Annotated in this window: 22 protein-coding genes and 1 pseudogene; 13 read left to right on the forward strand and 10 right to left on the reverse strand. The window is 73.8% G+C overall.

The genetic code is table 11. The features are described 5' to 3' along the window. Window positions 1–270 precede the first annotated feature (270 nt). Together ACLJQF_RS44805 and ACLJQF_RS44810 are read left to right on the forward strand one after the other, a co-directional pair. Window positions 271–405 (forward strand): hypothetical protein, encoded by a 135-nt coding sequence (locus tag ACLJQF_RS44805; protein WP_410616421.1) that lies wholly within the window; start codon window positions 271–273, stop codon window positions 403–405. Between the two features lie 43 nt (window positions 406–448). After that, a complete protein-coding gene (locus ACLJQF_RS44810) occupies window positions 449–3,343 on the forward strand; it encodes a beta-galactosidase (protein WP_410616423.1) in 2,895 nt (964 codons plus the stop codon). 54 nt (window positions 3,344–3,397) lie between these two features. Here ACLJQF_RS44810 and ACLJQF_RS44815 read toward each other — a convergent pair whose 3' ends face one another. Next, a complete protein-coding gene (locus tag ACLJQF_RS44815) occupies window positions 3,398–4,582 on the reverse strand; it encodes an amidohydrolase (RefSeq protein WP_410616424.1) in 1,185 nt (394 codons plus the stop codon). 124 nt (window positions 4,583–4,706) lie between these two features. On the opposite strand from ACLJQF_RS44815, the gene ACLJQF_RS44820 reads away from it, so the two are divergent. Continuing rightward, window positions 4,707–5,066 carry an STAS domain-containing protein gene (locus tag ACLJQF_RS44820; protein WP_410616425.1) on the forward strand — a complete coding sequence of 120 codons (360 nt, stop codon included), beginning with the start codon at window positions 4,707–4,709 and terminating at the stop codon, window positions 5,064–5,066. Here the strand turns inward: ACLJQF_RS44820 and ACLJQF_RS44825 are convergent. Then, window positions 5,053–7,155 carry a BTAD domain-containing putative transcriptional regulator gene (locus tag ACLJQF_RS44825; RefSeq protein WP_410616426.1) on the reverse strand — a complete coding sequence of 701 codons (2,103 nt, stop codon included), beginning with the start codon at window positions 7,153–7,155 and terminating at the stop codon, window positions 5,053–5,055. The genes ACLJQF_RS44820 and ACLJQF_RS44825 overlap by 14 nt on opposite strands. Window positions 7,156–7,403: 248 nt before the next feature. Between ACLJQF_RS44825 and ACLJQF_RS44830 the strand changes: the two genes are divergently transcribed. Continuing rightward, window positions 7,404–7,847 (forward strand): DUF6294 family protein, encoded by a 444-nt coding sequence (locus ACLJQF_RS44830; RefSeq protein WP_410616427.1) that lies wholly within the window; start codon window positions 7,404–7,406, stop codon window positions 7,845–7,847. A gap of 24 nt (window positions 7,848–7,871) precedes the next feature. On the opposite strand, the gene ACLJQF_RS44835 is transcribed toward ACLJQF_RS44830, so the two are convergent. Beyond that, on the reverse strand, window positions 7,872–8,219 hold the full coding sequence (locus tag ACLJQF_RS44835) for a cytoplasmic protein (protein ID WP_410616428.1): 348 nt from the start codon (window positions 8,217–8,219) through the stop codon (window positions 7,872–7,874). Window positions 8,220–8,256: 37 nt separating this feature from the next. Between ACLJQF_RS44835 and ACLJQF_RS44840 the strand changes: the two genes are divergently transcribed. Next, on the forward strand, window positions 8,257–8,838 hold the full coding sequence (locus ACLJQF_RS44840; protein ID WP_410616429.1) for a TetR/AcrR family transcriptional regulator: 582 nt from the start codon (window positions 8,257–8,259) through the stop codon (window positions 8,836–8,838). A gap of 156 nt (window positions 8,839–8,994) precedes the next feature. Here the strand turns inward: ACLJQF_RS44840 and ACLJQF_RS44845 are convergent, their stop codons facing one another. Together ACLJQF_RS44845 and ACLJQF_RS44850 are read right to left on the reverse strand one after the other, a co-directional pair. After that, window positions 8,995–9,408 (reverse strand): hypothetical protein, encoded by a 414-nt coding sequence (locus ACLJQF_RS44845; RefSeq protein WP_410616430.1) that lies wholly within the window; start codon window positions 9,406–9,408, stop codon window positions 8,995–8,997. A 63-nt stretch (window positions 9,409–9,471) separates the two neighbouring features. Beyond that, window positions 9,472–10,335: a universal stress protein gene (locus ACLJQF_RS44850; protein ID WP_410616432.1), complete on the reverse strand. Its 864-nt coding sequence runs from the start codon at window positions 10,333–10,335 to the stop codon at window positions 9,472–9,474. A 232-nt stretch (window positions 10,336–10,567) separates the two neighbouring features. Between ACLJQF_RS44850 and ACLJQF_RS44855 the strand changes: the two genes are divergently transcribed. Next, window positions 10,568–11,344: a prepilin peptidase gene (locus ACLJQF_RS44855; RefSeq protein WP_410616434.1), complete on the forward strand. Its 777-nt coding sequence runs from the start codon at window positions 10,568–10,570 to the stop codon at window positions 11,342–11,344. Window positions 11,345–11,440: 96 nt separating this feature from the next. Then, entirely contained in the window at window positions 11,441–12,409 is a 969-nt protein-coding gene (locus ACLJQF_RS44860; protein WP_410616436.1) for a TIGR01777 family oxidoreductase, read from the forward strand. Between the two features lie 28 nt (window positions 12,410–12,437). Here ACLJQF_RS44860 and ACLJQF_RS44865 read toward each other — a convergent pair whose 3' ends face one another. Continuing rightward, on the reverse strand, window positions 12,438–13,460 hold the full coding sequence (locus ACLJQF_RS44865; RefSeq protein ID WP_410616437.1) for a helix-turn-helix domain-containing protein: 1,023 nt from the start codon (window positions 13,458–13,460) through the stop codon (window positions 12,438–12,440). A 244-nt stretch (window positions 13,461–13,704) separates the two neighbouring features. Between ACLJQF_RS44865 and ACLJQF_RS44870 the strand changes: the two genes are divergently transcribed. Continuing rightward, window positions 13,705–14,658, forward strand: a complete 954-nt coding sequence (locus ACLJQF_RS44870) for an alpha/beta hydrolase (RefSeq protein ID WP_410616438.1) — start codon at window positions 13,705–13,707, stop codon at window positions 14,656–14,658. A gap of 24 nt (window positions 14,659–14,682) precedes the next feature. Here the strand turns inward: ACLJQF_RS44870 and ACLJQF_RS44875 are convergent. Beyond that, a pseudogene (locus tag ACLJQF_RS44875) lies at window positions 14,683–15,721 on the reverse strand (NADPH:quinone reductase). A 166-nt stretch (window positions 15,722–15,887) separates the two neighbouring features. Here ACLJQF_RS44875 and ACLJQF_RS44880 point away from each other — a divergent pair. Both ACLJQF_RS44880 and ACLJQF_RS44885 read left to right on the forward strand, forming a co-directional pair. After that, entirely contained in the window at window positions 15,888–16,031 is a 144-nt protein-coding gene (locus ACLJQF_RS44880) for a hypothetical protein (protein WP_410616440.1), read from the forward strand. A 91-nt stretch (window positions 16,032–16,122) separates the two neighbouring features. Beyond that, window positions 16,123–16,254 (forward strand): hypothetical protein, encoded by a 132-nt coding sequence (locus tag ACLJQF_RS44885; protein WP_410616441.1) that lies wholly within the window; start codon window positions 16,123–16,125, stop codon window positions 16,252–16,254. A gap of 8 nt (window positions 16,255–16,262) precedes the next feature. On the opposite strand, the gene glgC is transcribed toward ACLJQF_RS44885, so the two are convergent. From glgC to ACLJQF_RS44900, 3 genes are all read right to left on the reverse strand, one after another. Next, window positions 16,263–17,480: a glucose-1-phosphate adenylyltransferase gene (glgC, locus tag ACLJQF_RS44890; protein ID WP_410616442.1), complete on the reverse strand. Its 1,218-nt coding sequence runs from the start codon at window positions 17,478–17,480 to the stop codon at window positions 16,263–16,265. Continuing rightward, a complete protein-coding gene (gene glgA / locus ACLJQF_RS44895) occupies window positions 17,477–18,631 on the reverse strand; it encodes a glycogen synthase (RefSeq protein WP_410616443.1) in 1,155 nt (384 codons plus the stop codon). The genes glgC and glgA overlap by 4 nt, the downstream gene beginning before the upstream one ends. Before the next feature lie 217 nt (window positions 18,632–18,848). Then, complete coding sequence (locus ACLJQF_RS44900; protein ID WP_410616444.1) at window positions 18,849–20,237, reverse strand: hypothetical protein; 1,389 nt, start codon at window positions 20,235–20,237, stop codon at window positions 18,849–18,851. Window positions 20,238–20,753: 516 nt separating this feature from the next. Between ACLJQF_RS44900 and ACLJQF_RS44905 the strand changes: the two genes are divergently transcribed. From ACLJQF_RS44905 to ACLJQF_RS44915, 3 genes are all read left to right on the forward strand, one after another. Further along, complete coding sequence (locus ACLJQF_RS44905; RefSeq protein ID WP_410616446.1) at window positions 20,754–21,626, forward strand: MerR family transcriptional regulator; 873 nt, start codon at window positions 20,754–20,756, stop codon at window positions 21,624–21,626. A gap of 163 nt (window positions 21,627–21,789) precedes the next feature. After that, window positions 21,790–22,008: a hypothetical protein gene (locus ACLJQF_RS44910; protein ID WP_410616447.1), complete on the forward strand. Its 219-nt coding sequence runs from the start codon at window positions 21,790–21,792 to the stop codon at window positions 22,006–22,008. Between the two features lie 157 nt (window positions 22,009–22,165). Further along, window positions 22,166–23,920 (forward strand): hypothetical protein, encoded by a 1,755-nt coding sequence (locus ACLJQF_RS44915; protein WP_410616448.1) that lies wholly within the window; start codon window positions 22,166–22,168, stop codon window positions 23,918–23,920. Window positions 23,921–23,925 lie beyond the last annotated feature (5 nt).

The raw sequence follows: 23,925 nt of genomic DNA on the forward strand, positions 1-23,925 counted from the left end.
GCGTACATCCTGCGGCGGGGCCGCCTCGTGCACGGCGGCCCGGCCGCGGACCTGCTGAACGCCGAGCTGTTCGACTCCTACCTCGGCGGGCAGGCGGACTCCTGATGGTCTGCCGCGGCTTGTCGTGAGTGGTAATTAGGGTTCTAACCCTAATTACCACTCACGACGAGCTGCGGCAGACCGGGAAACCCTCCGTCCGGCGTCGCCGCCGTCGCCGCCCTGCTGAGCGCCCCCGCCGCGCAGGCCGCGACCTACCCCGACCCCGGCCACGTGGCCGTCGTCCACGACTCCGACGCCGACGTGCTCGTCTACCACTATTACTACTCGGACGCGACACCCCTGACCGGCAAGCTCGGCATCAACCTCATCGGCTACGACAGCGCCGGCTGGCCCTACGTGTACTGACTCCGTATAACGACCTATACGACGCGTCGAGAAAGTGGACCCCATGCGCCGGTTCCTGTCGTTCCTGCTCGCTCTGCTCGTCGCGACCGGGCTTTGTGCCGCACCGGCATCGGCCGCCCCGGTCGCGACGCCGAAGCACCAGGTCACGTTCGACAAGTACTCGCTCATGCTGGACGGCCGCCGCCAGGTCGTCTGGTCCGGCGAGTTCCACCCGTTCCGGCTGCCGAGTCCGGACCTGTGGCGGGACGTGCTGCAGAAGCTGAAGGCGACCGGCTACACGGCGGTCTCGATCTACTTCGACTGGAACTACCACTCGCCCGCGCCCGGGGTGTACGACTTCACCGGCGTCCGCGACATGGACCGCGTGCTCGACCTCGCCGCCGAAGCCGGGCTGTACGTCATCGCCCGGCCCGGGCCGTACATCAACGCCGAGGTCACCGGCGGCGGCTTCCCGGCGTGGCTGAGCACCCAGGCCGGCCGGGCCCGCAGCGACGCGCCGGACTACCTCGCCGCGGCGGACGAGTGGCTGACCGCGATCGACCGGATCATCGGCCGCCACCAGTACACCGAGGGCCGCGGCCTGGTGATCCTATACCAGATCGAGAACGAGGTGGCCGCCACCGGGACCGCGCAGCGCAACTACATCGCGCATCTCTACGACAAGGTGCGGGCCGACGGGATCACCGTCCCGGTCTTCCACAACGACAAGGGCCGCAACGGCATCTGGGTGCCGCCGGACTCCGGCGTGCCCGGCACCGTCCCGGGCAAGGTCGACCTCTACGCCTTCGACGGCTACCCGGGCGGAACCTGCCGGACGGACGCGACGCCGGGCAACCCGAACGCCGCCCCGGACTGGGGGACCTACGGGCCGGGCGGGGCGAAGGGCGGCGCGAGCGCGTCACCGAACACACCCGGTTTCGTCGCCGAGTTCGGCGGCGGCTGGTTCGACTACTGGGGCAGCAACGGCACCTACCCGTGCACCGCGGTGCGGCAGGGGCCGGGCTACGAGCGCGTCTTCTACGGCACCAACCTGGCGAACGGCCTGACCATCCAGAACTTCTACATGACCTTCGGCGGCACGTCGTGGGGCGGGCTCCCGGCGCCGGTGGTCTACAGCTCCTACGACTACGGCTCGGCGATCGACGAAGGACGTCAGCTGCGGCCGAAGGCCTTGACGATGAAGGAGATCGGTTCGTTCCTGGCCACCGTCCCGGATCTGGCCAAAATGGACCGGGGCGCGCCCGTGACGCCGTCGTCGGCCGCGGTGAAGGTCTACCACAACGTCAACCCGGACACCGGGGTGCACTTCTACCTGCCGGTGCACTCCCCGTCGAACGCGACGACCGACGACAGCTTCACCTTCCCGCTGTCCACATCGGACGGTGACTACACCGTGCCGGTCCGGCTGACCGGCCAGGACGCGAAGTACCTCGTGGCGAACTTCGACGTCGCCGGCCAGCACCTGGTGTACTCGACGTCGGAGCTGATGGCCCAGGCCGCCGGAACCGTGCTGCTGCACGGCCGGCCGGGGCAGAACGGCGAAACGGTGCTGCGGTACGCGACGCGCCCGCGCGTGGACGTCCTCGCCGGCGACGTCACGACGACCTGGTCCGGCAACGACCTGCGCCTGAACTACCGTCACGACGGGCTCGCGCGGGTCCGGATCAGCGGCGGCGGCCGCCCGGCCGTCACGCTGCTGCTCGCCGACGACGCCACCGCGGACACGTTCTGGCCGGTCGGCGGGATGCTCGTGCGCGGGCCGGACCTGGTGCGGACCGCCCACGCGGGGTTCGTGCTGACCGGCGACACGAAGGCGCCGAGGGACCTCGAGGTGTGGGGCGCCCGCGGTCCGCTGCTGTGGTGGAACGGCGCCCCGGTGCCGGTCCGGCCCACCGCGTCCGGCAGCGTGCTGGCGCTGCGGCCGCTACCCGGACCGGCCGACCCGCGCCTGCCCGAGCTCACCGGCTGGCGTTCGGCGCCCGGTTCCCCGGAAACCGAACCGGCGTACGACGACTCGGCGTGGCCCGCCGCGGACCGGACCACGACGAACAGCACCACCCCGCCGCCGGCCGGGCAGCCGGTGTTGACCGCGGACGACTACGGCTTCGGCGTCGGCGACGTCTGGTACCGCGGCCGGTTCACCGGGACGCCGGGGGAGCAGGTCAGCCTTCGCTACGGTGGCGGGGGTGCTGGGCTGCTGCAGGCGTGGCTGGACGGGCAGTACCTGGGCCAGCACGTCGTGCCGTCCGCGCTGGCCGCCCCGCCGACGACCGGCACCGCGGCGTTCACGGTGCCCGAAGGCCTGCGCGGCGACGGCCCGCACGTGCTGTCGGTGATGGTCCGCAACAACGGCCACAACGAGGACGGCGGCGTCAACGACGCGCACAAGGAAGGCCGGGGGCTGATCTCGGCGTCCCTGACCGGGGTGGCGTGGAAACTCCAGGGCGGGACGGCGGATCCGGTGCGCGGCCCGTTGAACAGCGGCGGTCTCGCGGGCGAACGCGCCGGCTGGCACCTGCCCGGCTTCCCGGACCGCGCCTGGGCGCCGGCGGCGGTGCCCGCTCCGGCGGCCGACGCGGGGACGACGTGGTACCGCACGACGTTCTCGCTGCGGGTCCCGCGGGATCAGGACACGTCGGTGGGCCTGACGATCGGCGACCCGGCCAGGCCCCGCTCCGGCGGCCGGTACCGGGTGCTGGTGTTCCTCAACGGCTGGAACCTCGGCCAGTACATCGGGGACGTCGGCCCGCAGCACACGTTCGTGCTGCCGACCGGGATCCTCGACCCGCACGGCCGCAACACCCTGGCCCTCGCGGTGACCAGCGACGGCGGCCCGGGCAACGGCCTCGAGAAGGTGGTCCTGACGGACCTGGGCACGGCCCGCGGCGGAGTCCCCGTGCGCCCGGTCTCGTCCCCACCCTGGCACCCCCACCGGTAACTTCGTGAAGGCCACCTTGAGGAACTTGTACTTCCTGGAGGTGGCCTTCACGAACTACCGCAGGGCCCCGCTCCGGGCGACGATGTGGCCCGCCTTGACGACCAGGTCCCGCGGCGGCCGCGTCACGACGGCGTGGGCCGGGGTCTCCGCGTCGAGGACCACCAGGTCCGCGGACGCGCCCTCGGTGAGGCCGTAGCCGCCGAGGCCGAGGGCGCGGGCGCCGCCGTAGGTGACGGCCTCCAGGGCCAGTTCGATGTCCTCGTCGCGGCGGAAGGTGCTGCGGTAGGCGAGGTGCATCGCCCGGTCGAGGAGGTCGCCGCTGCCGTACGGGCTCCACAGGTCGCGGATGTCGTCGTGCCCGCACGCCACGTTCACCCCGGCGGCGCGCAGCTTCTTCACCGGCGGGACCGGGAAGTCGAAGACCGCCGCCGTGGTGATCGTGATGCCCGCTTCCGCCAGGTCGGCGGCCAGCCGGTCCTGCGTCGCCGCGTCAGCCTGGCCGAGCGCGTAGGCGTGGCTGACCGTCACCCGCCCGGCGAGGCCCGCCGCCCGGGTCCGCTCGATGATCAGCTCCAGCTCGAACACCCCGAGCGAGCCGGGGTCGTGCAGGTGCAGGTCGATCCGCACGCCGTGCCGTTCCGCGAGGCCGAAGACGACGTCGAGGTGCCGGACCGGGTCGCGGTCCAGCCCGGCCGGGTCGATGCCGCCGACCGCGTGCACGCCGAGCTTGATGGCCTCTTCCAGCAGCGCGGCCGTGCCCGGGTTGGTGAGGATGCCGCTCTGCGGGAAGGCGACCTGCTCGACGGTGATCCGCCCGGCCAGCCGCGCGGCGGCGTCGCGGACCACCTCGACGCCAGTGAGCCCAGTGCCGGCGTAGACGTCGGTGTGCGTGCGGACGTGCGTGGTCCCGGCGGCGACCATGGTCTCCAGCAGCGCGCTGATCCGGGCCGGGTCGGGCAGCCCGAGTTCGGCGCGGCGGAGGCGTTCGTCGGCGATTCGGTCGGCCAGCGCGGGCCCGGCCGAGTGCGGCCGCCACGGCCCGCCGTAGAGCGTCTTGTCCAGGTGGCAGTGGGCTTCGACGAGGCCGGGCAGGACGAGCCGGCCGCCGAGCTCGACCACTTCGGCGTCCGCGGCGTCCAGCCCGGGGCCGATCGCGGCGATGACGCCGCCGGAGACGAGCAGGTCGGCCGGGCCGCCGGTTCCCCAGGGACGGCCGTCGCGCAGCAGGAGTCCGGGCATCGTCGCTCCTCACGGTTCGTTCCGAGCTTTGCACACTTCGGTCCGGGCCTCCGGGGGTTTGGTGCCGTCGGCGCTGGGGTAGCAGGTGAGCACTCACGCTGATTCCCGTGGAAGGAAGACCTCGATGAGCGCCCTCGACCTGTCCGCGCTGCTGCTGACCGCCACGACCGCGGAAACCCGCCCGGGAACGCTGCGGGTGACGGTCACGGGCGAAATCGACATGGTGACGCGGCCGCGCCTGGACGAGGAACTCGACCGCGCGGTCGAGGCGGCACCCCGGCGGCTGGTGGTCGACCTGCTGGGCGTGGGTTTCTGCGGCGTGACGGGCGTGGCGTCGCTGGGCCGCCTGCGGGCTCGCTGTGCCGACGCGGGGATCGACCTGGCGTTGAAGCCCTCCGGCGTGGTGCGGCGGGCACTGGACCTCGCCGCGGTCGCCCCGCTGTTCCGGCTGGAGGGCCGGTCGGAGCGGCTCATCGCCCGGTGAACGGCGGCCCGCCGAACGTCCGGGCCTCTTCCTCCGCCGCGGCCAGCTCGCGGTCCGCGGCCGCCGCGTCTCCCGGTCCTCCGCGGCGGACCAGGGCCTCGGCGTGCCGGCGGCGCGAAAACACCACCGCCGGCCAGTGCGCCAGCGCCAGGTTGTGCCGCACCGCGGCCCGCAGGTGCGGCACCGCCCGGTCCAGGTCGCCGGCGGTGAGAGCCGTCGTGCCGAGCGGGTGGTGGACCGAGCCGAAGCAGGCGATGCCCAAGCTGGCCATCGTCGGCAGCTGCCCGAACGGCGTCAGCAGCTCGTGGACCCGGGCCGCCGTCGCACCGTCGTCGAGCAGGTAGGCCGTTTCCGCGGCACCGCACAACGACGTCAGCCAGGTGCTCGACCGCGGCAGCGCCCCCAGGTCTTCGCCGCACAGCCGCGCCAGCGCGCCCGCCGCCGTGCGGCGATCCCCGGCCGAGGCCGCCGCCACGGCCAGGGCCGCGTAGTAGGAGTTGTCGATCGGGCTGAGCGTCGGCGAGTGCATCAGGCCGTCCAGCACCGGCACCAGCTCCCCGAGCCGGCCCTGGAACCACCGGATCGCCACCAGTTGCGCGCCGTACCAGCCGAGTGCGTCGAAGTCGCCCGCCGCCCGGCCGACCTCGGCGCAGGCCTGGGCCCCGGCTTCGGCCTCGCGGAACCGGCCGGCGCGGATGGCCAGCATGACCTTGAGCGCGTCCGCCACGAACCCCGCCGCCAGGTGCTTGCGCTCGGCCAGCAGGTCGTCGAGCTCGCCCAGGCGGCGCTCGGCGTGCCGGTCCCCGGCCAGGAACAGGTCGACGGTGTCCCACAGCACGCTCATCACCAGGTCGGTCCGCCGCCCCGAGCGGCCGCTGACCCCGACCAGCTCCGTCGCGATGGCGTACCGCAGGGCCGTGTGGTCCGGGCCGAGCAGGCAGTGGTGGGCGAGGCTCAGCGCCTCGGCGTGCGCCACCGGGTCGCCCGCCGTCCGCGTCCGCGAAGCCACCGCGAGGACCCGGTCGTGCGTGCCTGCCTCGTAGTCCAGTTCGGCCGCGAGCCGCGCCTGAAGCCGGTGCTCCAGCGGGGAACCGGGAGCCACCCGCTCCAGTGCGTGTCGCAGCCGCGTCAGCAGCGACGCCGCCGCGACCGCCGTCCGGTGCTCGTGCACCCACACCCCGCCCAGGCCGAGGGCCGCCCGGGCGAGTGCCGTGGCGTCCCCGGCCTGCTCGGCCCGGACGTAGGCGGTCTCGAAGTACTCCCGGCTGGTCCGCAGGTCGCCGTCCTCGAGCAGTGCGTGCTCGCCCGCGGTGAGGGCGTCGTGGTCGGGGGCGGTCACCTCCGCGGTCGCCCGGGTGGCGAGCAGCGCCGGGTGGTGGGCGAGCACCTGGCGGTGCACCTGGGTCAGCACCGGTGAGGGCTCCACCCCGGACGCGGTGATCAGCCCGTGCCGGGCCCGGCGGAACGCCGCCAGCGCGTCGCTCTGCCGCCCGGCCCGGTAGAGCGCTGTCATCAGCTGCGCCCACAGTCGTTCGTGACCGGGGAACGCGGCGGTCAGCGCCTCCAGTTCGGCGATCAGCCCGGCGTCCTCGCCGGTCGCGAGATCGGCGTCGATCCGGTCCTGGACGGCGTTGTGGCGCAGCCGGTCGAGCCGCACCCCCTCGGCCGCCAGGGTTTCGATGTCGGCGAACTCCTCGTAGGCGGCGTGCCCGCGCCACAGGGCCAGTGCGGCGGCCAGCCGGTCGCGGGCGGCGGCCGGTTCCCCGGCGGCCAGCATCCGCCGCCCCTCGGCGGCGAGCCGCTCGAACCGCGCGGCGTCGAGGGCCTGCGGCGCGAGGTGCAGGACGTACCCCGGCGGCCGGGTCAGGATCGCTTCCGGGCCGACCGTGCCGCGCAGCCGCGACAGGTACGTCCGCACCGTGCGGTCCGCGTGCGCGGGCGCCTCCGCACCCCACAACGCCCGGCACAGCGCGGGGACGCTGACCACGTGGCCCGCCTCCGCCGTCAGCACCGCCAGCAGGGCCCGCAGGCGCGGGCCCCCGACGTCCCGCGGCTCGCCGTCCAGCCGCACTTCGAACGGTCCCAGCACCCCAAGGCCAACCCCGTCAACCCGGCCAACCCCGTCAACCCCCTCCACCCCGCCCATGCCCGCCCCTCCGCGACGCCGGTATCCAGCGCGCTTCGGCGTACAGGAGCGGGTCGGCCGCCGCGGGATACGTCCGACGCCCGGATAAACCTCCGTCGATGAACTGTCGACGGATTGTCGACGGCCGCTGCGAAGGTCGGCAGGCGCGGACCGGAGAGGTCCGCGGCCACCGGTTCTTCGGGAGGAAGTCCATGAAACGCACGATTCGGGGTCTCGCACCGGTTTTCGCCCTCGCGGCGACGGCGGCGGCAGTGCTGGCGGGTGCGCCGGCGGCAACGGCGGCGCCGGCGCACAGCGCGGCGGTGCTCGAGGTGAAGAGCGCGACGTGGGGCCAATTGCACGTCGGTGACTGCCAGCAGGACAACGGCACCATCGTGATCCGCTCGGACGGTACGGGCGACTGGAGCGCGACCACGCTGACCTACCAGACGCACTCCGGCGACGTCTGGCACTCCAGCTTCGACTTCAAGACCACGGCCGGGACGCAGCTGTTCCACGCCGGCACGTTCGACAGCCCGCGGATGGACGACGGCAACCCGCCGCCGCGCTACCCGTGGAGCAAGCACTTCACTTACGACGCGTCGCTCTTCGGTGCTGTCAACATCTTCAAGACCATTCAGCACTCGAGCTGCTGACACCGGGGTGAGAACCGCCCTGGGTCACGGTCCGCCGGGGCCCAGGGCGGTGCCCACGACCGCCCCGCCGGGGCGGGGTTCCTTCAGTTCGACGAACATCGCGTGCGACGGCGTGCTGCCGACGTTCTCGCCCGCGTGCTCCTGGGCCGCGACCCAGCGCACCGCACCGGCGGGCAGCTCCACGCCGACCTCGCGGCCGCCGGCGGAGATCCGCCTGCTGAACGCGCTCAGCGTGACCATCACCGTGTCGGGGTGCCGGTGCGGCGCGGTCCGGTCGCCGGGGGTGTCCTGGTACTCCAGGACCCGCACCCGCTCGTTCTCGAAGACCACCCGGTACAGCTCGGGATTCGTTTCGGCCGGGTCACCGGTCATGGCCGCCTCCTTCGTGGGACGTGAGTACCATGATGGCATGGAAGTCCCGTATGAGTCCACGGGCCGGAGCCGGCAGAAGGGCCGGACGCGCGCGGCCCTGGTCGCGGCGGCCCACGAACTGCTCGCGAACGGCGTCTCGCCGACGGTCGAGGACGCCGCCGAAGCGGCCGGGATCTCCCGCACCACGGCCTACCGCTACTTCCCGAACCAGCGCGCGCTGCTGCTGGCGGCATACCCGGAAATCTCCGGCGACGCGGGCCTGCTGCCCCCGGACGCGCCCGCCGACCCGGCCGCCCGCCTCGACCTGGTGATGGCGGCGTTCATCGGGTTCACCCTGCGCTGGGAGCCTCAGCTGCGCGCGCAGCTGAGGCTGTCACTGGAGCCCGGCGCGCCGCAGCCGGTGCTGCGGCGCGGCCGGGCGATCCGCTGGATCGAGGAGGCGCTGGCCCCGCTGGCGGACACGCTGGACGTCCACGCCCTGGCGGTGGCCATCCGTTCGGCGACGGGCATCGAGTCCTTGGTGTGGCTCACCGATATCGGCGGCCTCGACCGAGACCGGGCGGCCGAGGTCCTGGCCGGTTCGGCCCGCGCCATCCTGCGCGCGGCCCTCGACGCCTAGTACTACAGGGACACTTGTGGGCGTGACCTGGGGGAACAAGGTCACCGTTTGCCGTGGCTGGTGGTCGTGAGTGGTAATTCGGGTTCTAACCCGAATTACCACTCACGACGAGCTGCGGCAGATCGGCAGGCCGGCGTCCAGGGTTGTCCTGCAGTACTAGCTGATCGGCACCGTCGCGGTGCAGGACGCGGTGCCGTTGTCGAACGTCGCCGCCGCCGAGCCGGCGGACGTGGTCGGCACGGTGGTGGTCGTCGGCATGCTGAAGGTGGTGTTCCCGGTGGTCGCCGCCGACTGCGAGTACACCGTGTGCGTCGTCGATCCGGTGCGGTAGGAAATCCGCAGGGTGACCTTGCCCGCGACGTCGCCGATGTACGGCCCCGACGTGGTGTACCCGCCGAGCATGCGGTAGTCGAACCCGGCGGTCTCGTACCGGAGGGTGAGCGTGCCGCTGAAGCCGGCCGCCTTGCAGAGGGCCGTCCGCTGGATGATCGTCGCCGCCTGCGCCGGGGCCACCAGCACCGTCGCGCCGGCCAGCACTGCCAGCAGACCGGCCTGAACCGCAGTCTTCATCTTGTTCCTCCCACTCGCTTCGCCCGTCATCCTGCCCGGTGTCGCTTCCGTAGCGCTTCCCCTTTATGCGGTGGTGCGGACCAGGTGGACGGGGCAGGCGGCGTGGTGCAGGAGGGCCTGGCCGGTCGAGCCGAGCAGCAGGCCGGGGAAGCCGCCGCGGCCGCGGTCGCCGAGGACGACCAGCTGGGCGGCACCGCTGCGCTCGAGCAGTTCCTTCCGCGGGTGCGCGTGGACGACGATCTGCTCGACCGCGACGTCACCGGTGTCGTGGGCCAGCACCCGCTCGCCGAGCAGCCGGCGGCCCGCCTCGGTGACGCACCGCGGATCCCGGTGCGGCGGCGGGCTGTCCGCCCAGGCGTGCAGCACGACCAGCGGCGCGCAGCGGGCCCGGGCTTCGGCGACGGCGGTCGCCAGGACACGGGTGCCGGCTTCGCTGCCGTCGATGCCGGTGACGACGGGCCGCATGGCCGCGCCGGGTTCGTCCCAGCTGTCCCCGCGGACGACGACGGTGTCGCAGCGGGCATGGGTCCCGACGGCTGCGGCGACCGACCCCGCGAGCAGGCTGGTGAGCCTGCCGTGCCCGGCCGACCCGACGACGAGCAGCGCGGCGGACCGCGAAGCCTCGATCAGCGCCTGGGCGGCCCGGTCGGGATCGAGCCGAGTGGCGGCCTCGGGAACCCCCTGTGCGGCGGCGAGCTCCCGCGCGGTCCGCAGCGCGCGCCGCCCCCGGGCGCGCAGGGCGTCGACCATCTCTTCGGGCGGCGGCACGACCCCGCCGGCGAGTAGGGCCGGGACGTCGAGGGCGTGCACGATCTCCAGCGGCGCCTCCCGCAGGCGGGCGGTCCGCGCGGCCCAGCGGACGGCGTCGAGCGACTCGGCCGACCCGTCCACCCCGGCGACGATCGGCAATCCGGCGGCGGCGGTCATCTCCAAGACTGTAGGCCCGCACGCCCGCCCCCGTGACGCAATTTCCCCAACCCCCACCCGTACCTGGACGGACGACATGCGTACCGGGACGGACGACACGGCGGGACCCGGGCCCGCCGGCGTGTCGTCCGGCTGAGTACGCGTGTCGTCCATCGGCGTGCGCGTGTCGTCCGGTCGCGGGCGCGAGCCGGGTCGGGCAAGATCTGCGGCGTTCCCGAGTCCGGAGGAGCCGATGGCGGTGCTGGTCGTGGCGGCGGTGCTCGGCCTGCTCGTCGGGTCGTTCCTCAACGTCGTGATCCACCGGGTGCCGCGCGGTGAGCCGGTGGTCCGCCCGCCGTCGCACTGCCCGGGCTGTGGGCAGACGATCAACGCCCGGCACCACGTCCCCGTCTTCGGCTGGCTCGTCCTGCGCGGCCGGTGCGCCGGCTGCGGCACCCGGATCAGCGTCCGGTACCCCCTGGTCGAGCTGGGCACCGCCGTCCTGTTCGTGCTGCTGGCCCTGCGGCTCGACCCGCCGGACCTGCCCGCGTTCCTGTACTTCGGCGCGATCGGGATCGCACTGGCCCTGATCGACCTCGACTGCCGCCGCCTGCCGAACGCGATCGTGCTGCCGTCGTACCCGGTCCTGGTGGTCCTGCTGACGGCGTCGGCCTGGTGGCGCGGCGACTGGTGGTCGCTCGCCCGGGCCGGCATCGGCGGCGCCGCGCTGTTCGGCTGCTACCTCCTCCTCGCGCTGGCGTACCCGGCGGGCATGGGCTTCGGCGACGTCCGGCTCGCGGGCCTCCTCGGCGGGATCCTCGCCTACCTGTCCTGGCCGGCGCTGCTGATCGGGGCGTTCGGCGGGTTCCTGCTCGGTGCGGTCGCCGGCGTCGTCGTGCTGGCGACCGGCACGGGCGGTCGCAAGACCGCGCTGCCGTTCGGGCCGTTCATGATCGCCGCGGCCCTGGTGGCGGTCTTCGCGGCCGGCCCGCTCGGCCGGGCCTACCAGCGGCTGACCGGCCTGGCCTGAGCGGTCACCGTTCCCCGGCCGCGCGGCCCGGATCATATTTGAACGTGTTCAACTCTTGCGGTACCGTAAGAACCGGCGGAGCACGAAGGGGGTTGCATGAAGATCGTGATTCCGGGCGGCACCGGGCACCTGGGACGGGTGCTGAGCCGCGAGCTGATCGGACAGGGGCACGAGGTCGTGGTGGTGACCCGGCGGGCGGCGCGCCCGGAGCCGGGAGTGCGTCACGTCCACTGGGACGGCCGCAGCGCGGGCCCGTGGACGGCGGAGATCGACGGCAGCGACGTCGTGCTCAACCTGGCCGGCCGGTCGGTGAACTGCCGGTACACCCAGGCGAACCTGCGCGAGATGCTGAACTCCCGCGTCGACTCGGCCAGGGTGGTCGGCGGCGCGATCGCCCACGCGGCCCGGCCGCCGCGGCTGTGGCTGCAGATGAGCACGGCGACGATCTACGCGCACCGGTTCGACGCACCGAACGACGAAACCACGGGCATCCTGGGCGGCGACGAGCCCGACGTCCCGGCGTACTGGTCCTACAGCGTCGACATCGCCAAGGCGTGGGAGCGCGAGCAGCGCCTGGCGGCAACGCCGGACACCCGCAAGGTGGCGCTGCGCACGGCGATGGTGATGAGCCCGGAGCCCGGCGGAGCACTGGCGATGCTCCTGCGCCTGGCCCGCCTGGGCCTGGCCGGCCCGGTGGCGGGCGGCGGCCAGTACATGTCGTGGATCCACGAAGCCGACCTGGTCCGTGCGATCGGCTTCCTGATCGAGCACGCGGAGCTGAGCGGCCCGGTCAACCTGGCGGCCCCGGAGCCGGTGCCGTACCGCGACTTCCTGCGCACCCTGCGCGCGGCGGCGGGGATACCGGTGGGCCTTCCCGCGACGAAGTGGATGGCGGAGATCGGCGCGTTCGTGCTCCGCAGCGACACCGAGCTGCTGTTGAAGAGCCGCCGTGTGATCCCGGGCCGGTTGCGGGAGGCGGGCTTCGAGTTCGACTACCCCCGCTGGCCCACCGCAGCCGAGGACCTGGTGCGGCGATCGCGCCGGCCGCTGAAGACGGCCGGCTGAGCCCATCCGCCGAGTCCACTCAGGACGGTCAGCCGAGGTCGGCGTTGTCCCGCAGCCGCCGCAGCACCAGGGCCAAGCGGAGGCGGAAGCGGCCGGCCGGCGAGTCGACCTCGAACCCCAGCACCGACTCCGCGCGGGCCAGCCGGGCCGGCATCGTGCTGTGGTGGCGGTGCAACGCCGCGGCCGCCTTGCGGGCGGAGCCCGTTGCGCACAGCGCGTCCAACGCCGCGAGCGTGTCCCCGCCATGCGGTTCGGCAGCGAGGTGGTCGAGGGCCCGGACGTCGGGCAGCTCCGCGAGTTCCGCCGGCGCCAGCTTGTCCGCGAACGCGGCCAGACTGCCCAGCCGTTCCCACCACACGACCGGCTCGGCCGCCGAGGTGAACCGCAGGGCCGTCCGGGCCGCCATCCACGAACGGGCCACTTCGATGGCCGGACCGTCCGGGCCGATGCCCGCGCGGGCGCCGACCGGCAGGGAAGCCACCTCGCCCGGCAACAGGACCGCCCGCACCCCGCCGAGCCGCGCCGAACGGCCCGCGAGCGCGTCGACGCCCATCCCCGCGAGGACGCGCAGCCGGGTCGCCGGGCCGAAGCCGAGCAAGTGCAGGGCCCGCGACCGCTCGGGGGTGCCGGTGTCCTCGGACAGCACCAGCTCGACCAGCGCCGGATCCCCGAGCTCTGGCCGCGGCACGCCGGAGTGCTCCAGCAGGATCGCGGCGGCGATCGCGAACCGTTCGAGCAGCATGTCGTCGAGCGGGACGGGCTCACCCGCCCGGGCCACCCACACGATCACGCCGCCTTCGAGCGTCCGCGTGGCCGCTCCGACGGGCGCGGCGGCCGGGGTGACGACCCCGCCGCCCGGCGAAGCCCGCAGCGACAGGCCCTGGCCGGGTGCGTGCACGCCGACGGGACAGCCGGCCAGCTCCGCGGTGCTGCGCACCAGGGCATCCAGCCCGGCGCGGCCGGCGATCAGGCGGTCGAAGAACCCGATCACCCGCACGGCGTTCTCGGCGTCGGCATCGAGCCCGGACAGCCGCAGCAGCAGGCCTTTCATCCCGCCACGATAGGCGCGCCCGCCACCCGATGGCGAGCATCGCCCGCTGCCCGGGGTGGGCGGCGGTCCGCTCGCAACGTCGCAGCGGCACCAGTGGCGAGGACGCCCGGCAGCGCGCACCGCTGTACCGCGGGGCCTGCCACCGGGCGCCGACGGTCGGCCGCCGCCGGGTGGCGAGATTCCGGCCGCCAACGCCCGCCGCGTGGCGGTGGCCCGGGTCACTTCCGCGGCCGATGATCGGACCATGACCTACGCGATCGATCCCGAGCTGCTGCCGTGGCTGGACATGCTCCCGGCCGTGACCCTCACCGACCACGAGTCCCTGCTGGCCGCGCGGTCCTCGATGGCGCAGCTCAGCCAGGTACTGCCCGCCTACGAACCCGCGACCCCCGTCGACGTCCGGGACATCGCCGTCCCCGGGCCGTCCGACGCCCCCGACGTCCCGGTGCGGGTCTACGCCCCGGCGAACCGCGCCGCCGCGGTGCCCGGCCTGCTCTACATCCACGGCGGCGGGTTCGTCATGGGCGACCTCGACACCTTCGACGCGCACGTGCTGCGCCTGGTCGACGAGCTCGGCATCGTGGTCGTCTCGGTCGACTACCGGCTCGCCCCCGAACACCCGTTCCCGGCGCCCGTCGAAGACTGCTACGCGGCCCTGACCTGGGCCGCGGCCAAGGCGGACGAGCTCGGCATCGACCCCGCCCGCCTCGGCGTCGGCGGCGAAAGCGCCGGCGGTGGCCTCGCGGCCGCGGTGGCGCTGCTGGCCCGCGACCGCGGCGGCCCGCAGCTGTGCTTCCAGTACCTCGGCATCCCGGAACTCGACGACCGCCTGGACACCCCGTCGATGCTCGCCTACACCGACACGCCGATCTGGAACCGGCCGAACGCGGTGCACAGCTGGACGAGCTACCTCGGCACCGAACCCGGCGGCCCGGACGTCTCGCCCTACGCCGCCCCCGCGCGCGCCACCGACCTGGCCGGGCTGCCGCCGGCGTTCGTGACGACCTGCCAGTTCGACCCGCTCCGCGACGAGGGCATCGCCTACGCGCAGCGGCTCGCGCACGCGGGCGTGCCCGTCGATCTGCGGCACTACCCGGGCACCTTCCACGGTTCCAGCCTGGTCGAGACGGCCGCGATCTCCCGCCGCATGTTCGCCGACGAGCTGGACGCGCTGCGGCGCGGACTCGGCGTCGGCTGAGCGGGGCGCCAGGGCCGCTTCCGCTCAGTCCGCCGGACCGACGTCGATCAGCACCTTTCCGGTCACGCCGTCCTCCGACGCCGCGTGCGCCTTCGCCGTGTCCGCCAGCGAGAACCGGTGGATCGGCACCCCGCGCTCCTCACCGACCCCCAGCGCGCCGTCCGCCAAGGCCGCAGTGATGTCCTCGGCGCCGGCGCGGAGCTTGTCCTCGCCCACCGTGTACAGCACCAGGAACTGGTAGCGCGCGTTCAGCAACAGGTTCGGCCCGAAGTCCAGGCTGATCGTCCCGGTACCCCGGTCGTCGCCGTACGTCGCGACCGTGCCGCGGGTGCGCAGCACCTCCGTGTGCAGCTTCGCGTTGACGCCCATCGCGACCTCGACCACCAGGTCCACCCCGTCGGGTGCGACCGCGCGGATCCGGGCGCCGAGCTCCGGGTCGGGGTAGCGCAGCACGTGCTGGGCGCCGGCGGCCCGGGCCAGCGCCTCCTTCTCCGCGCTGCTGACCGTCGCGATCACCGTCGCCCCGGCCCAGCGGCCGAGCTGGATGGCCGCGTTGCCGACCGCGCCCGCCCCGCCGCTGACGAGCACCGTGCGACCGGCCAGTGCGCCGGGGGAGAGCCGGGCCGGGCCGTCCTCGGCGACGGTGAGCGCCCGGTGCGCGGTCAGCGCCGGGATGCCGAGTCCGGCGCCCTCGTCGAACCCGGCGCCGTCGGGCAGCCGGACCAGCTTCGAGGCCGGCAGCACCGTGTACTCCTGGGCGGTGCCGGACGCGGGCCCGTAGGCGCCGGCTGATGATCAGCCACACGCGGTCGCCGGGCGCGAACCCGGTGACGCCCGCGCCGACCGCGTCGACCACGCCCGCGCCGTCCTGGTCGGGCACCGTTTCGGGGATTTCCGTCCCGGGCTCGGCGCGCAGTCCGCTGCGGGCCTTCCAGTCCGTGGGATTGACCGCGGAGACCACGACCCGGACGCGCACCTCGCCCGGTCCCGGGTCCGTGACGGCCCGCTCCGACAGCTCCAGCACCTCGGGTCCGCCGTGGCGGCGGTAGACGACTGCCTTCATGCCGGGTGCAATCCGCGGACGACCCGGGATATTCCCGGGATCTGCGGAAAAGCGCGCCGGGAAATCGTTTTTCGACACCGGGAAAGCGCGAAAACAAGATCCCCCGGGTGGGCGATTTTCGGTGTTCGCGTCAGCGAAATCGGCGGCCGTCGCAGAAACTGGGCGCGTGGGAGAGGAAAAGAGTACGCCGGGGGACGAACGGCCGAAGCGCGACGACGGTGAGCCGACGCCGATCTTCGACGCCGTGTTCAGTGCGACGCGCGCGCAGGCGAAAAATCCGCCGCGGGAGCCGGACAAAGCCGGGCGGTGAGCGGACCACCGACGTACCGCACCTTGATCAACGTCCGCGACGAACATGTAGCATCCCGGGTGCCCGAGCACCCGTGGCCGAGGAGTGAGCCGTGGCCGGCGTCGTCAACAGCATGATCGCCGCCGAGTACGCGGCGGGAGCGTCGATCTCCGAGCTCGCCGAGCGCTGGGGGATCGACCCCCGGCAGGTCGTCGAGCGGATCTCGGCGGCCAGCCGATCCTGACACCGGGCTCAGATCGCGCGTTCCCCCTTGCCCAGCACGACGATGCCGCCCTCGCTGACGTGGTAGTGCCCGCGGTCGCGGGCCAGGTCGACACCGATGTGCGCACCCGGCGGGACCACGACGTTCTTGTCCAGGATCGCCCGCCGCACCACCGCGCCGCGGCCGACCCGGGCGCCGTCGAGCAGGACCGAGCCCTGCACCACCGCGCCCTGCTCGACCAGGACGTCGGGGGAAAGCACCGAGTCGACGACCTGGGCTCCGGAGATGATGCAGCCGTTGCTGACGATCGACTGGTTCGCCGAGCCGCCCTCGACGAACTTCGCCGCCGCCCGCTGGCCGGGGTGGGCGAGGATCGGCCACTTCCGGTTGTAGAGGTTGAAGATCGGGTGGGTCGAAATCAGGTCGGTGTGCGCGTCGTAGTAGCTGTCGATGGTCCCGACGTCGCGCCAGTAACCGTGGTCGCGTTCGGTTTCGCCGGGCACCACATTGGTGTTGAAGTCGTAGACGGCGGCTTCACCCGATTTGACCAGGGCCGGGATGATGTCGCGGCCCATGTCGTGGTGCGACGCGGCGTTTTCGGCGTCGGCGTGCAGTGCCTCGAGCATCACCTTCGTCGTGAAGAGGTAGTTGCCCATCGACACGAACGACTCCTCGGGGGAGTCCGGCAGGCCCGGCGGGTCGGCCGGCTTCTCCATGAACGCGTCGATCATCAGCCCGTCGGTGGTCCGGATGACACCGAACGAACTCGCCTCCGCCCGCGGGACGCGGATCCCGGCAACCGTGACGCCCGCCCCGGACGCGATGTGGGCCTCCAGCATCTGCCGGGGGTCCATCCGGTAGATGTTGTCCGCGCCGAACACCGCGATGTACTCGGGGTTCTCGTCGTAGACCAGGTTGAGGCTCTGGTGGATGGCGTCGGCGCTGCCCTGGTACCAGCGCGGCCCCAGCCGCTGCTGCGCCGGCACCGGCGTGACGTACTCGCCGGTCAGCGCCGAAAGGCGCCACGTCGTCGAGATGTGCCGGTCGAGGGAGTGCGACTTGTACTGCGTCAGCACGCACAGCCGCCGGAACCCGCCGTGCACCAGGTTCGACAGCACGAAGTCGACCAGCCGGTGCACGCCGCCGAACGGCACGGCGGGTTTCGCGCGGTCGGCCGTGAGCGGCATCAGGCGTTTCCCCTCGCCGCCCGCGAGGACGATGCCCAGCACATCGGCTCCAGTGTTCACAGCGACCTCCCGCACGCTTCGTAGAGGGCGACCGTCCGCTCGGCGATCGCCTTCCAGCCGAACTCGCCGACCGCGCGCTCGCGGCCGGCGGTGCCCATCGCGGCGGCCCGGTCTCTCGCGCCGACCACCTCGTTCAGCGCGGCGGCCAGGCCCGCCTCGAACCCCTGCGGGTCCTGTTCGTCGTAGTGCACCAGCAGCCCGGTGCGGCCGTGGTCGACGACCTCGGGGATACCGCCGACGTCGCTGGCCACCACCGGCGTGCCGCACGCCATCGCCTCGAGGTTCACGATGCCGAGCGGCTCGTAGACCGACGGGCAGGCGAACACCGCGGCGTGGGTGAGCAGCTGCACGACCTCGTCGCGCGGCAGCATCTCCGGGATCCAGCGGACGCCGGTGCGGGTCTTCTCCAGCTCGGCGACCAGCCCGCGGAACTCGGCGTCGAGCTCGGGGGTGTCGGCGCCGCCCGCGCACAGCACCAGCTGGACGCCGGGGTCCAGTGCCGCGCCGGCCCGGACGAGGTGCGGGACGCCCTTCTGCCGGGTGATCCGGCCGACGAACAGCACGTACGGCCGGTCCGGGTCGATGCCGTGCTTGACCAGCGCGTCGGTGCGCGGGTCCGGGCGGTAGAGCGTGGTGTCGATGCCGTTGTGGATCACGTGCACGCGCTCGGGCGGCACCGCGGGGTAGGCGGCGAGGACGTCCCGGCGCATGCCACCGCTGACGGCGACGATCGCGTCGGCGGCTTCGTAGGCCTCGCGCTCGATCCACGACGAGACGCGGTAGCCGCCGCCGAGCTGCTCGGCCTTCCACGGCCGCAGCGGCTCCAGCGAGTGCGCGGTGACCACGTGCGGGATCCCGTGCGTCATCTTCGCCAGGTGCCCGGCCAGGTTCGCGTACCAGGTGTGGCTGTGCGCGAGGTCGTGGCCTTCGAGGGCGTTCGCCATCGAGACGGCGATGTCCATGGTCGTGAACGCGGGCTGCCGGTAGCCGTGCGGATCGGTGTGCCCGGTGGCATCGGGACGGTCCGCGCCCCAGCAGTGCACGTCGAGGTCGACCAGCGGTCGCAACTCCCGGGCGAGGAACTCCACGTGGACCCCGGCGCCGCCGTAGACCTCCGGCGGGTATTCGCGGGTGAGCAGACCGACCTTCATGATGCGAACCCTAGGGCCTGACGGGCCCGCGGTGCAGTCTGGCGGACCGGGGAATTCGGCGAGTTTTCCGTCACTGCCCGGGTGATCGGAACGGGGCCCTCGCCGCCGCGGACCGGACCAGCGGGCCGTCCGGTCCGCTCAGCTGCGGGTTCGCCGGCCGGCCCGCTCCACTGTGGACGACCCGTGGCCCGGCGCGCGGCCGGGCCACGGAGCGAGGTCAGCGCTGGTACCGCAGGGCCCAGTCGTCCCCGCAGTACCAGCAGGTGCCGACGGTGACGGATCCGCCGTCCCCGCCGACCGGGCGCCAGCCGTCGACGCGCACGCTGTACGGGCCGGCCGGGACGGTCCCGAACGCCACGTGCCCCTGGGCGTCCGACACAGCGGTCGCGGTCACCGAGCCGTCGACCTGGTCCACCAGCTCGGCCGCCGTGGCGGTGATCGCCTCACCCGCGTCGACCGTGTAGTTGGCGTTGTCGTCGTGGTAGAGCACGCCACCCGTGGTGCCAGGCGGGGCCGGCACGTGGGCGAACAGGTCGACCTCGGGCCGCCCGTCCAGCGGGCCGGGGTCGATCCCGAAGTCGCAGGCCGCGTAGAAGCCGCCGTAGGTGGGGGCGGCCGACGGCACCGTGCCGGTTTCGGTGAACGTCCGCGTCTCGCCGGCGGCGAGGCCGAACGAGCCGGGGGCGGTGAGGTCGTTCCAGCCGTCCCACCCGAGCAGGTGGTCGGGGCCCCCGAAGCGATCGCACCCGAGGGTGATCCCGTGCAGTTCGCCGCCGCTGACGTTGGTCACCGTGAAGGTGACCTGGACGGAGTCGCCCACCTGGTAGGAGCCGCGGTCGAACGAGCCGGTCGCGTGCAGCTTTTCGGAGAACGGCCGGACCGCGCGCAGCTGCACCACCGGCCCGGGGTCGCTGCCGTCGACGTCGACGCGCTGCTCGGCGGCGGCCTCGTAGACCCAGCCGTCCGGCAGGTTCCGGCTGGAGATCCCGTAGCGCTGGGCGGGCAGGCCGGTGAAGGCGAACCGGCCGTCGGCGTCCGTGGTGACCTCGATCGGGTTGCCGGAGCTCGTGCCGTACAGGTAGGCGATGGCGCCGGGCAGGCCTTCGCCCGCGTCGAAGGCGCCGTTCTCGTTCCGGTCGCCGTAGAGGACACCGGACGCCGGGCCCTGGGTCGTCGTCGGGTCGACCATCGGGACGGACAGGTCGCCGCCCACGGCGTCGGGGCCGCGGAACCGGTCGTGCGGCGCGCCGTTCCAGCTCCAGACGGCGGCGGTGATCGTGAACGTCCGGGTGGCGCCCGGGTCGATCGTCACGCCGGCCTGCGGGCTGCCGCCGAGGCCCGCCCAGTCCTGGATCGACAGCCAGGAGCCGGCGAGGTGCTCGTCCCAGAGCGTGACCTTCGTCAGCGGCCGGTCGGTCGTGTTGGTGAGCGTCAGCGCGATCGGGAACGGCTTGGCGAGCAGCTGCGGCGTGTCGCCTGCCGACGCGGTGATGAGCAGGGACGGCCCGTCGGCATGGGCGGCCGGCGTGACGAAGGCGCCGGTGGTGAGCACGGCGGTGAGCACGGCGAAGAGCCGTCTCACCCCGCGCAGGGGTGTTCTGGACACGGTGGATCCCCCTGGAAACGGCCGGGCCTGCGGCTCCCCGCGGCGCCGCCCGGCGATGGCGCAGAAAACTGCGATCACCGTCAAGCTAGTGAACGCGGAGGCGCCGGACCAGGGCCGACGGAGTGATCGGCGCCCGGTCCCGGATTGCCCTCAGTGGCTACAGAGGACGGAAGGTCACGACGCCGGCGTCGGTCGTGCCGGCGGTGTGGCGCCCGGCTGTGCCCGGGCGGTTGCGACATCCGGGGCAAGGCGATGCACAAGCGTTGCGTCGCGGTATAGCGTGGTTCGGGGACGGTTCCCCGGCACGTCACCGGCCGCGGCGGTTGCCACGCCGCGCGGCCGGCCGGATCCGGTCGACGCGGGCCGGATCACCGGCGCCGGGCGGCGCCGGAGGGGACGCGGCAGGCCATCGCCCCGCCGCCGCGTCCCCACCGCGGCCGGGGTGTCTCCGCCGTTCGGCCGACGTGGTCGTCGCTAAACTTCGGCCGTTCGCGGTACGCGAGGCGAAGGGACACGGTGGAACCCGACAACGACGCGCTGCCCGCCGCCGGCGCCTGGGCGCCCGGCAAGGTGGCCGAGCTGCTCGGGGTGTCGCCGGTGACGCTGCGCAGCTGGAGCGCGCGGTACGGGATCGGCCCGCCCGCCGGCACCGGACGTCACCGCCGCTATTCGGATGCGGACGTTCGCCGCCTGCAGCACATGCAGCGCCTGGTCGCGCGCGGGATGCCGGTGCGGGAGGCCGCGGACGCGGCGTTCGGCCGCGCGCCGGTCGGGCTCGAGGTGCCGGCGTCGCGGCGCGCGCTCGAACTCGCGGACGCCGCCGACGAGCTCCGCTACGCTTCGGTGGCGGGGCTGCTCGACGAAACGCTGGACAGCCTGGGCCCGGCGGCGGCCTGGACCGAGGTGCTGGCCCCGGTCCTGCGCGGCCTGGGCGACCGCTGGCAGCGCGGCGATGTCTGTTTCGCGGCGGAGTGGGCGCTGACGTCGGAGATCTCGCTGGCGTTCGAGCGCTTCAGCCGCCACTTCCCGGCGGCGGTGCCGGGCCGCCCGGTGCTGCTGGCGTGCTGCCCGGCGGAGCGGCACTCGCTGCCGATCGAGGCGCTGCGGGCCGCCCTGGCCGAGGCGGCGGTCCCGGTGGCGTACCTGGGACAGCTGGTCCCGGCGGAAACGGTCGCGGATCTGGCGGCCCGCCTGGACCCGGTGCTGGTGGTGCTGTGGTCGATGGCCCCGGCCACGGCCGACGACCTCCTGGCGGCGCGGATCCGGACGCTGGGGTGCGAAGTGGGCACGGCCGGGCCGGGCTGGGCGCACCTCGGCGATCGCGGTTTCCGGTGGGCGAACGATCTGGCCTCGGCGGTGGAGCTGGCGGTGGAGCACGCGGGCACCTGAAGGCGCGATCAGCTCGAATCGCCCCGCACCCGCCTCCGGAAACCGCTGCACGTCCGTCGCAACCCTGCGGTGCCCCGCTCAGCGGAGCCACCACTCCGGCCGAGTTCGTCGTCGACGGCCTCGCCCAGACCGGCGTCCGCGGCTCCGGCTGGAGCGACGGCCAGTGGATCGTCGTCGACCTGCAGGCTTCCTGCGCCATCGAGTCCGTCGTGCTCACCTTCGACGCCCGGCCCGGCCCGGCGACCCGGCCTTCGACGCCTGCGACAACTACTTCTGGCTGCTGCCGGGGGAGAGCCGCCCGGTCCGCGTCGAGCCGCGGCGGCGGGTGCCGAACGCGAAACTGCTGGTGGAGGCGTACAACGTGGCGGCGAACCTGAGCTAGCCGCGTTTTTGTCGGACCTCGTCGCTACGCTCGCGGGGCCCGCGAGCGAGGAGTTCCGGTGCGTGGCTGTGGGTCGCGATCCGGAGCGAGTGGAGGGGTGCCGCAAGCTGCCCCTCACCGTCCGCCGACGACCAGCCCGGAGCCGATCCGGGTCTCGGTGCTCCTCGCTCGCGGGCCCGGCGCAGGGGGAGGGGCGGTCATCGAGGAGCTGTACCGGACGGTGCTGGCCAGGGCGGCGTACCAGGACGCGTTCTTCGCGTGGCCACGCCGGGACCGGGAGCGCTACGTCTCGCTGCTGCGCGCGGCGGATCCGTCGTGGGCGCCGGGTTTCCTGCGCTGGCTGCGCGCCGGGACGCCGATGCGTTACCCGGCACTGGTCGGGGCGGCGGCGTTCGTGGCGGGGCGGCTGGAGCGGGGCGAGCACGGGTTGTCCCGGCAGGTGATCGCGTCGGTGCTGTGCCGCGCGGACGACCCGGGGCACCTGCTGGCGTACTGGGCCGCGGCGTACGGGGCGCTGCCGAAGCCGGTGAAGCGCGGGGTGTCCGACGCGGTGACGCGCCTGTACGACGAGCCGGCAACGCTGGCGTACGACGACGGCGGCCACCACTTCGAGGTGGGCTTCGTCCACGGCGACCTGCCGCGGCACGGAGGGATCGGAACGCCGCGGCCCCTGCGGTTCGGCGAGGTGATCAGGCTGGTTCATCCACGGGCCCGCGACCGGGCGCAGGGCGATCTGTTCCGGTATGCGCTGGCCCGGCGGCACGGGAAGGTGCGGACGGTGCCGGAGACGCTGCCGCTGGTGCGGACCTGGGCCGGAGTGGCGGCGCCCTCGGCGGGGGCCTCGGGCGGGAACTCGGGCAGGAACTCGGACGAGCGAGGTGCTGGCGCGGGGCGGCCATCGGTCGCCGGGCCAGGTGGTGCGGCGCCGGGCGGGCCGCGGTGGGGCGGGGTGGAGGTGCTGCCGGGGGATGCGTTGGCGGCTGAGCGTGAGCGGCTTGTTGGGTCGGGGCAGCGGCGTGGGGTGGTGCTGCCGGGAGATCCGGCAGTGGCGGCCGAGCACCAGCCGTTCACCGGAGCGCTGCACCTCGTCGCCGGCCTCCGACCAGGCGTCGACCGGCTGCCGCCCGCGCAGTGGCTTGCCCAGCTCCGGCGCGCCGGCACCTCGGCACACGCCGAAACCGTCCTCGCGGCCCTGCCGCTGGCCGACCTCCTGGCCCAGCCGGACGGCCTTGCCCGCCTGGAACCGCTGATCCCGCACCTGCCCCTCTCCGCGCTGCTCGCCCACCTGCGCCGGCTCGACGCCGCCGGGATCGGGTTCGAGACCGCGATGGCCGTCGCCGCGCGGATCGGCGATCCCGCCGAGGTCCGTGCCTCCGGGCTGGGGCCACTGCGGTTCGCCGCGGCCTGGCTCGGGGTGGACAGCCGGCGGTGGGAACCCGCCCTCGCCGCCGGCGCGCGGCACAGCCTCGGTGCCGTCCCGCGGCTGGGCGGGCGCACCCTCGTCGTGCTCGAACCGGGCAGCGACACCCGGATCGTCTTCGGGCTCGCCCTGGCGCAGCAGTGCGACGACGCCGACGTCATCCGCCTCGGCGGCGGGCGGTTCCCGCTCCAGCCCGGGGACTCGCCACTGCACGCCCTGATCCGCTGGCACTCCACGGAGTTCCGCCCCGCCGTCGCCGCCGGGCACGACCGCGTCGTCCTGGTCACCGAGGAATTCACCGACGAGCAGCAGCCGGACGTGCCCGCCCGAGTCCCGCTCTACGTCTGGGAGACCCGGCGGCACAGCTCGCACGAACACGAGCCGGAGTTCCCGCCCGGTTCGCGGCGCATCTTCTTCCGCGGGCTCGGCGACCCCTCCTTCCGGCTCATCCCCTGGTGGGAGGAGTTCGTCGATCCGCCGGCCGGCGGGTAGCCCGC

The sequence above is a fragment of the Amycolatopsis sp. lyj-109 genome, assembly GCF_046548995.1.
Taxonomy (GTDB): Bacteria; Actinomycetota; Actinomycetes; order Mycobacteriales; family Pseudonocardiaceae; genus Amycolatopsis.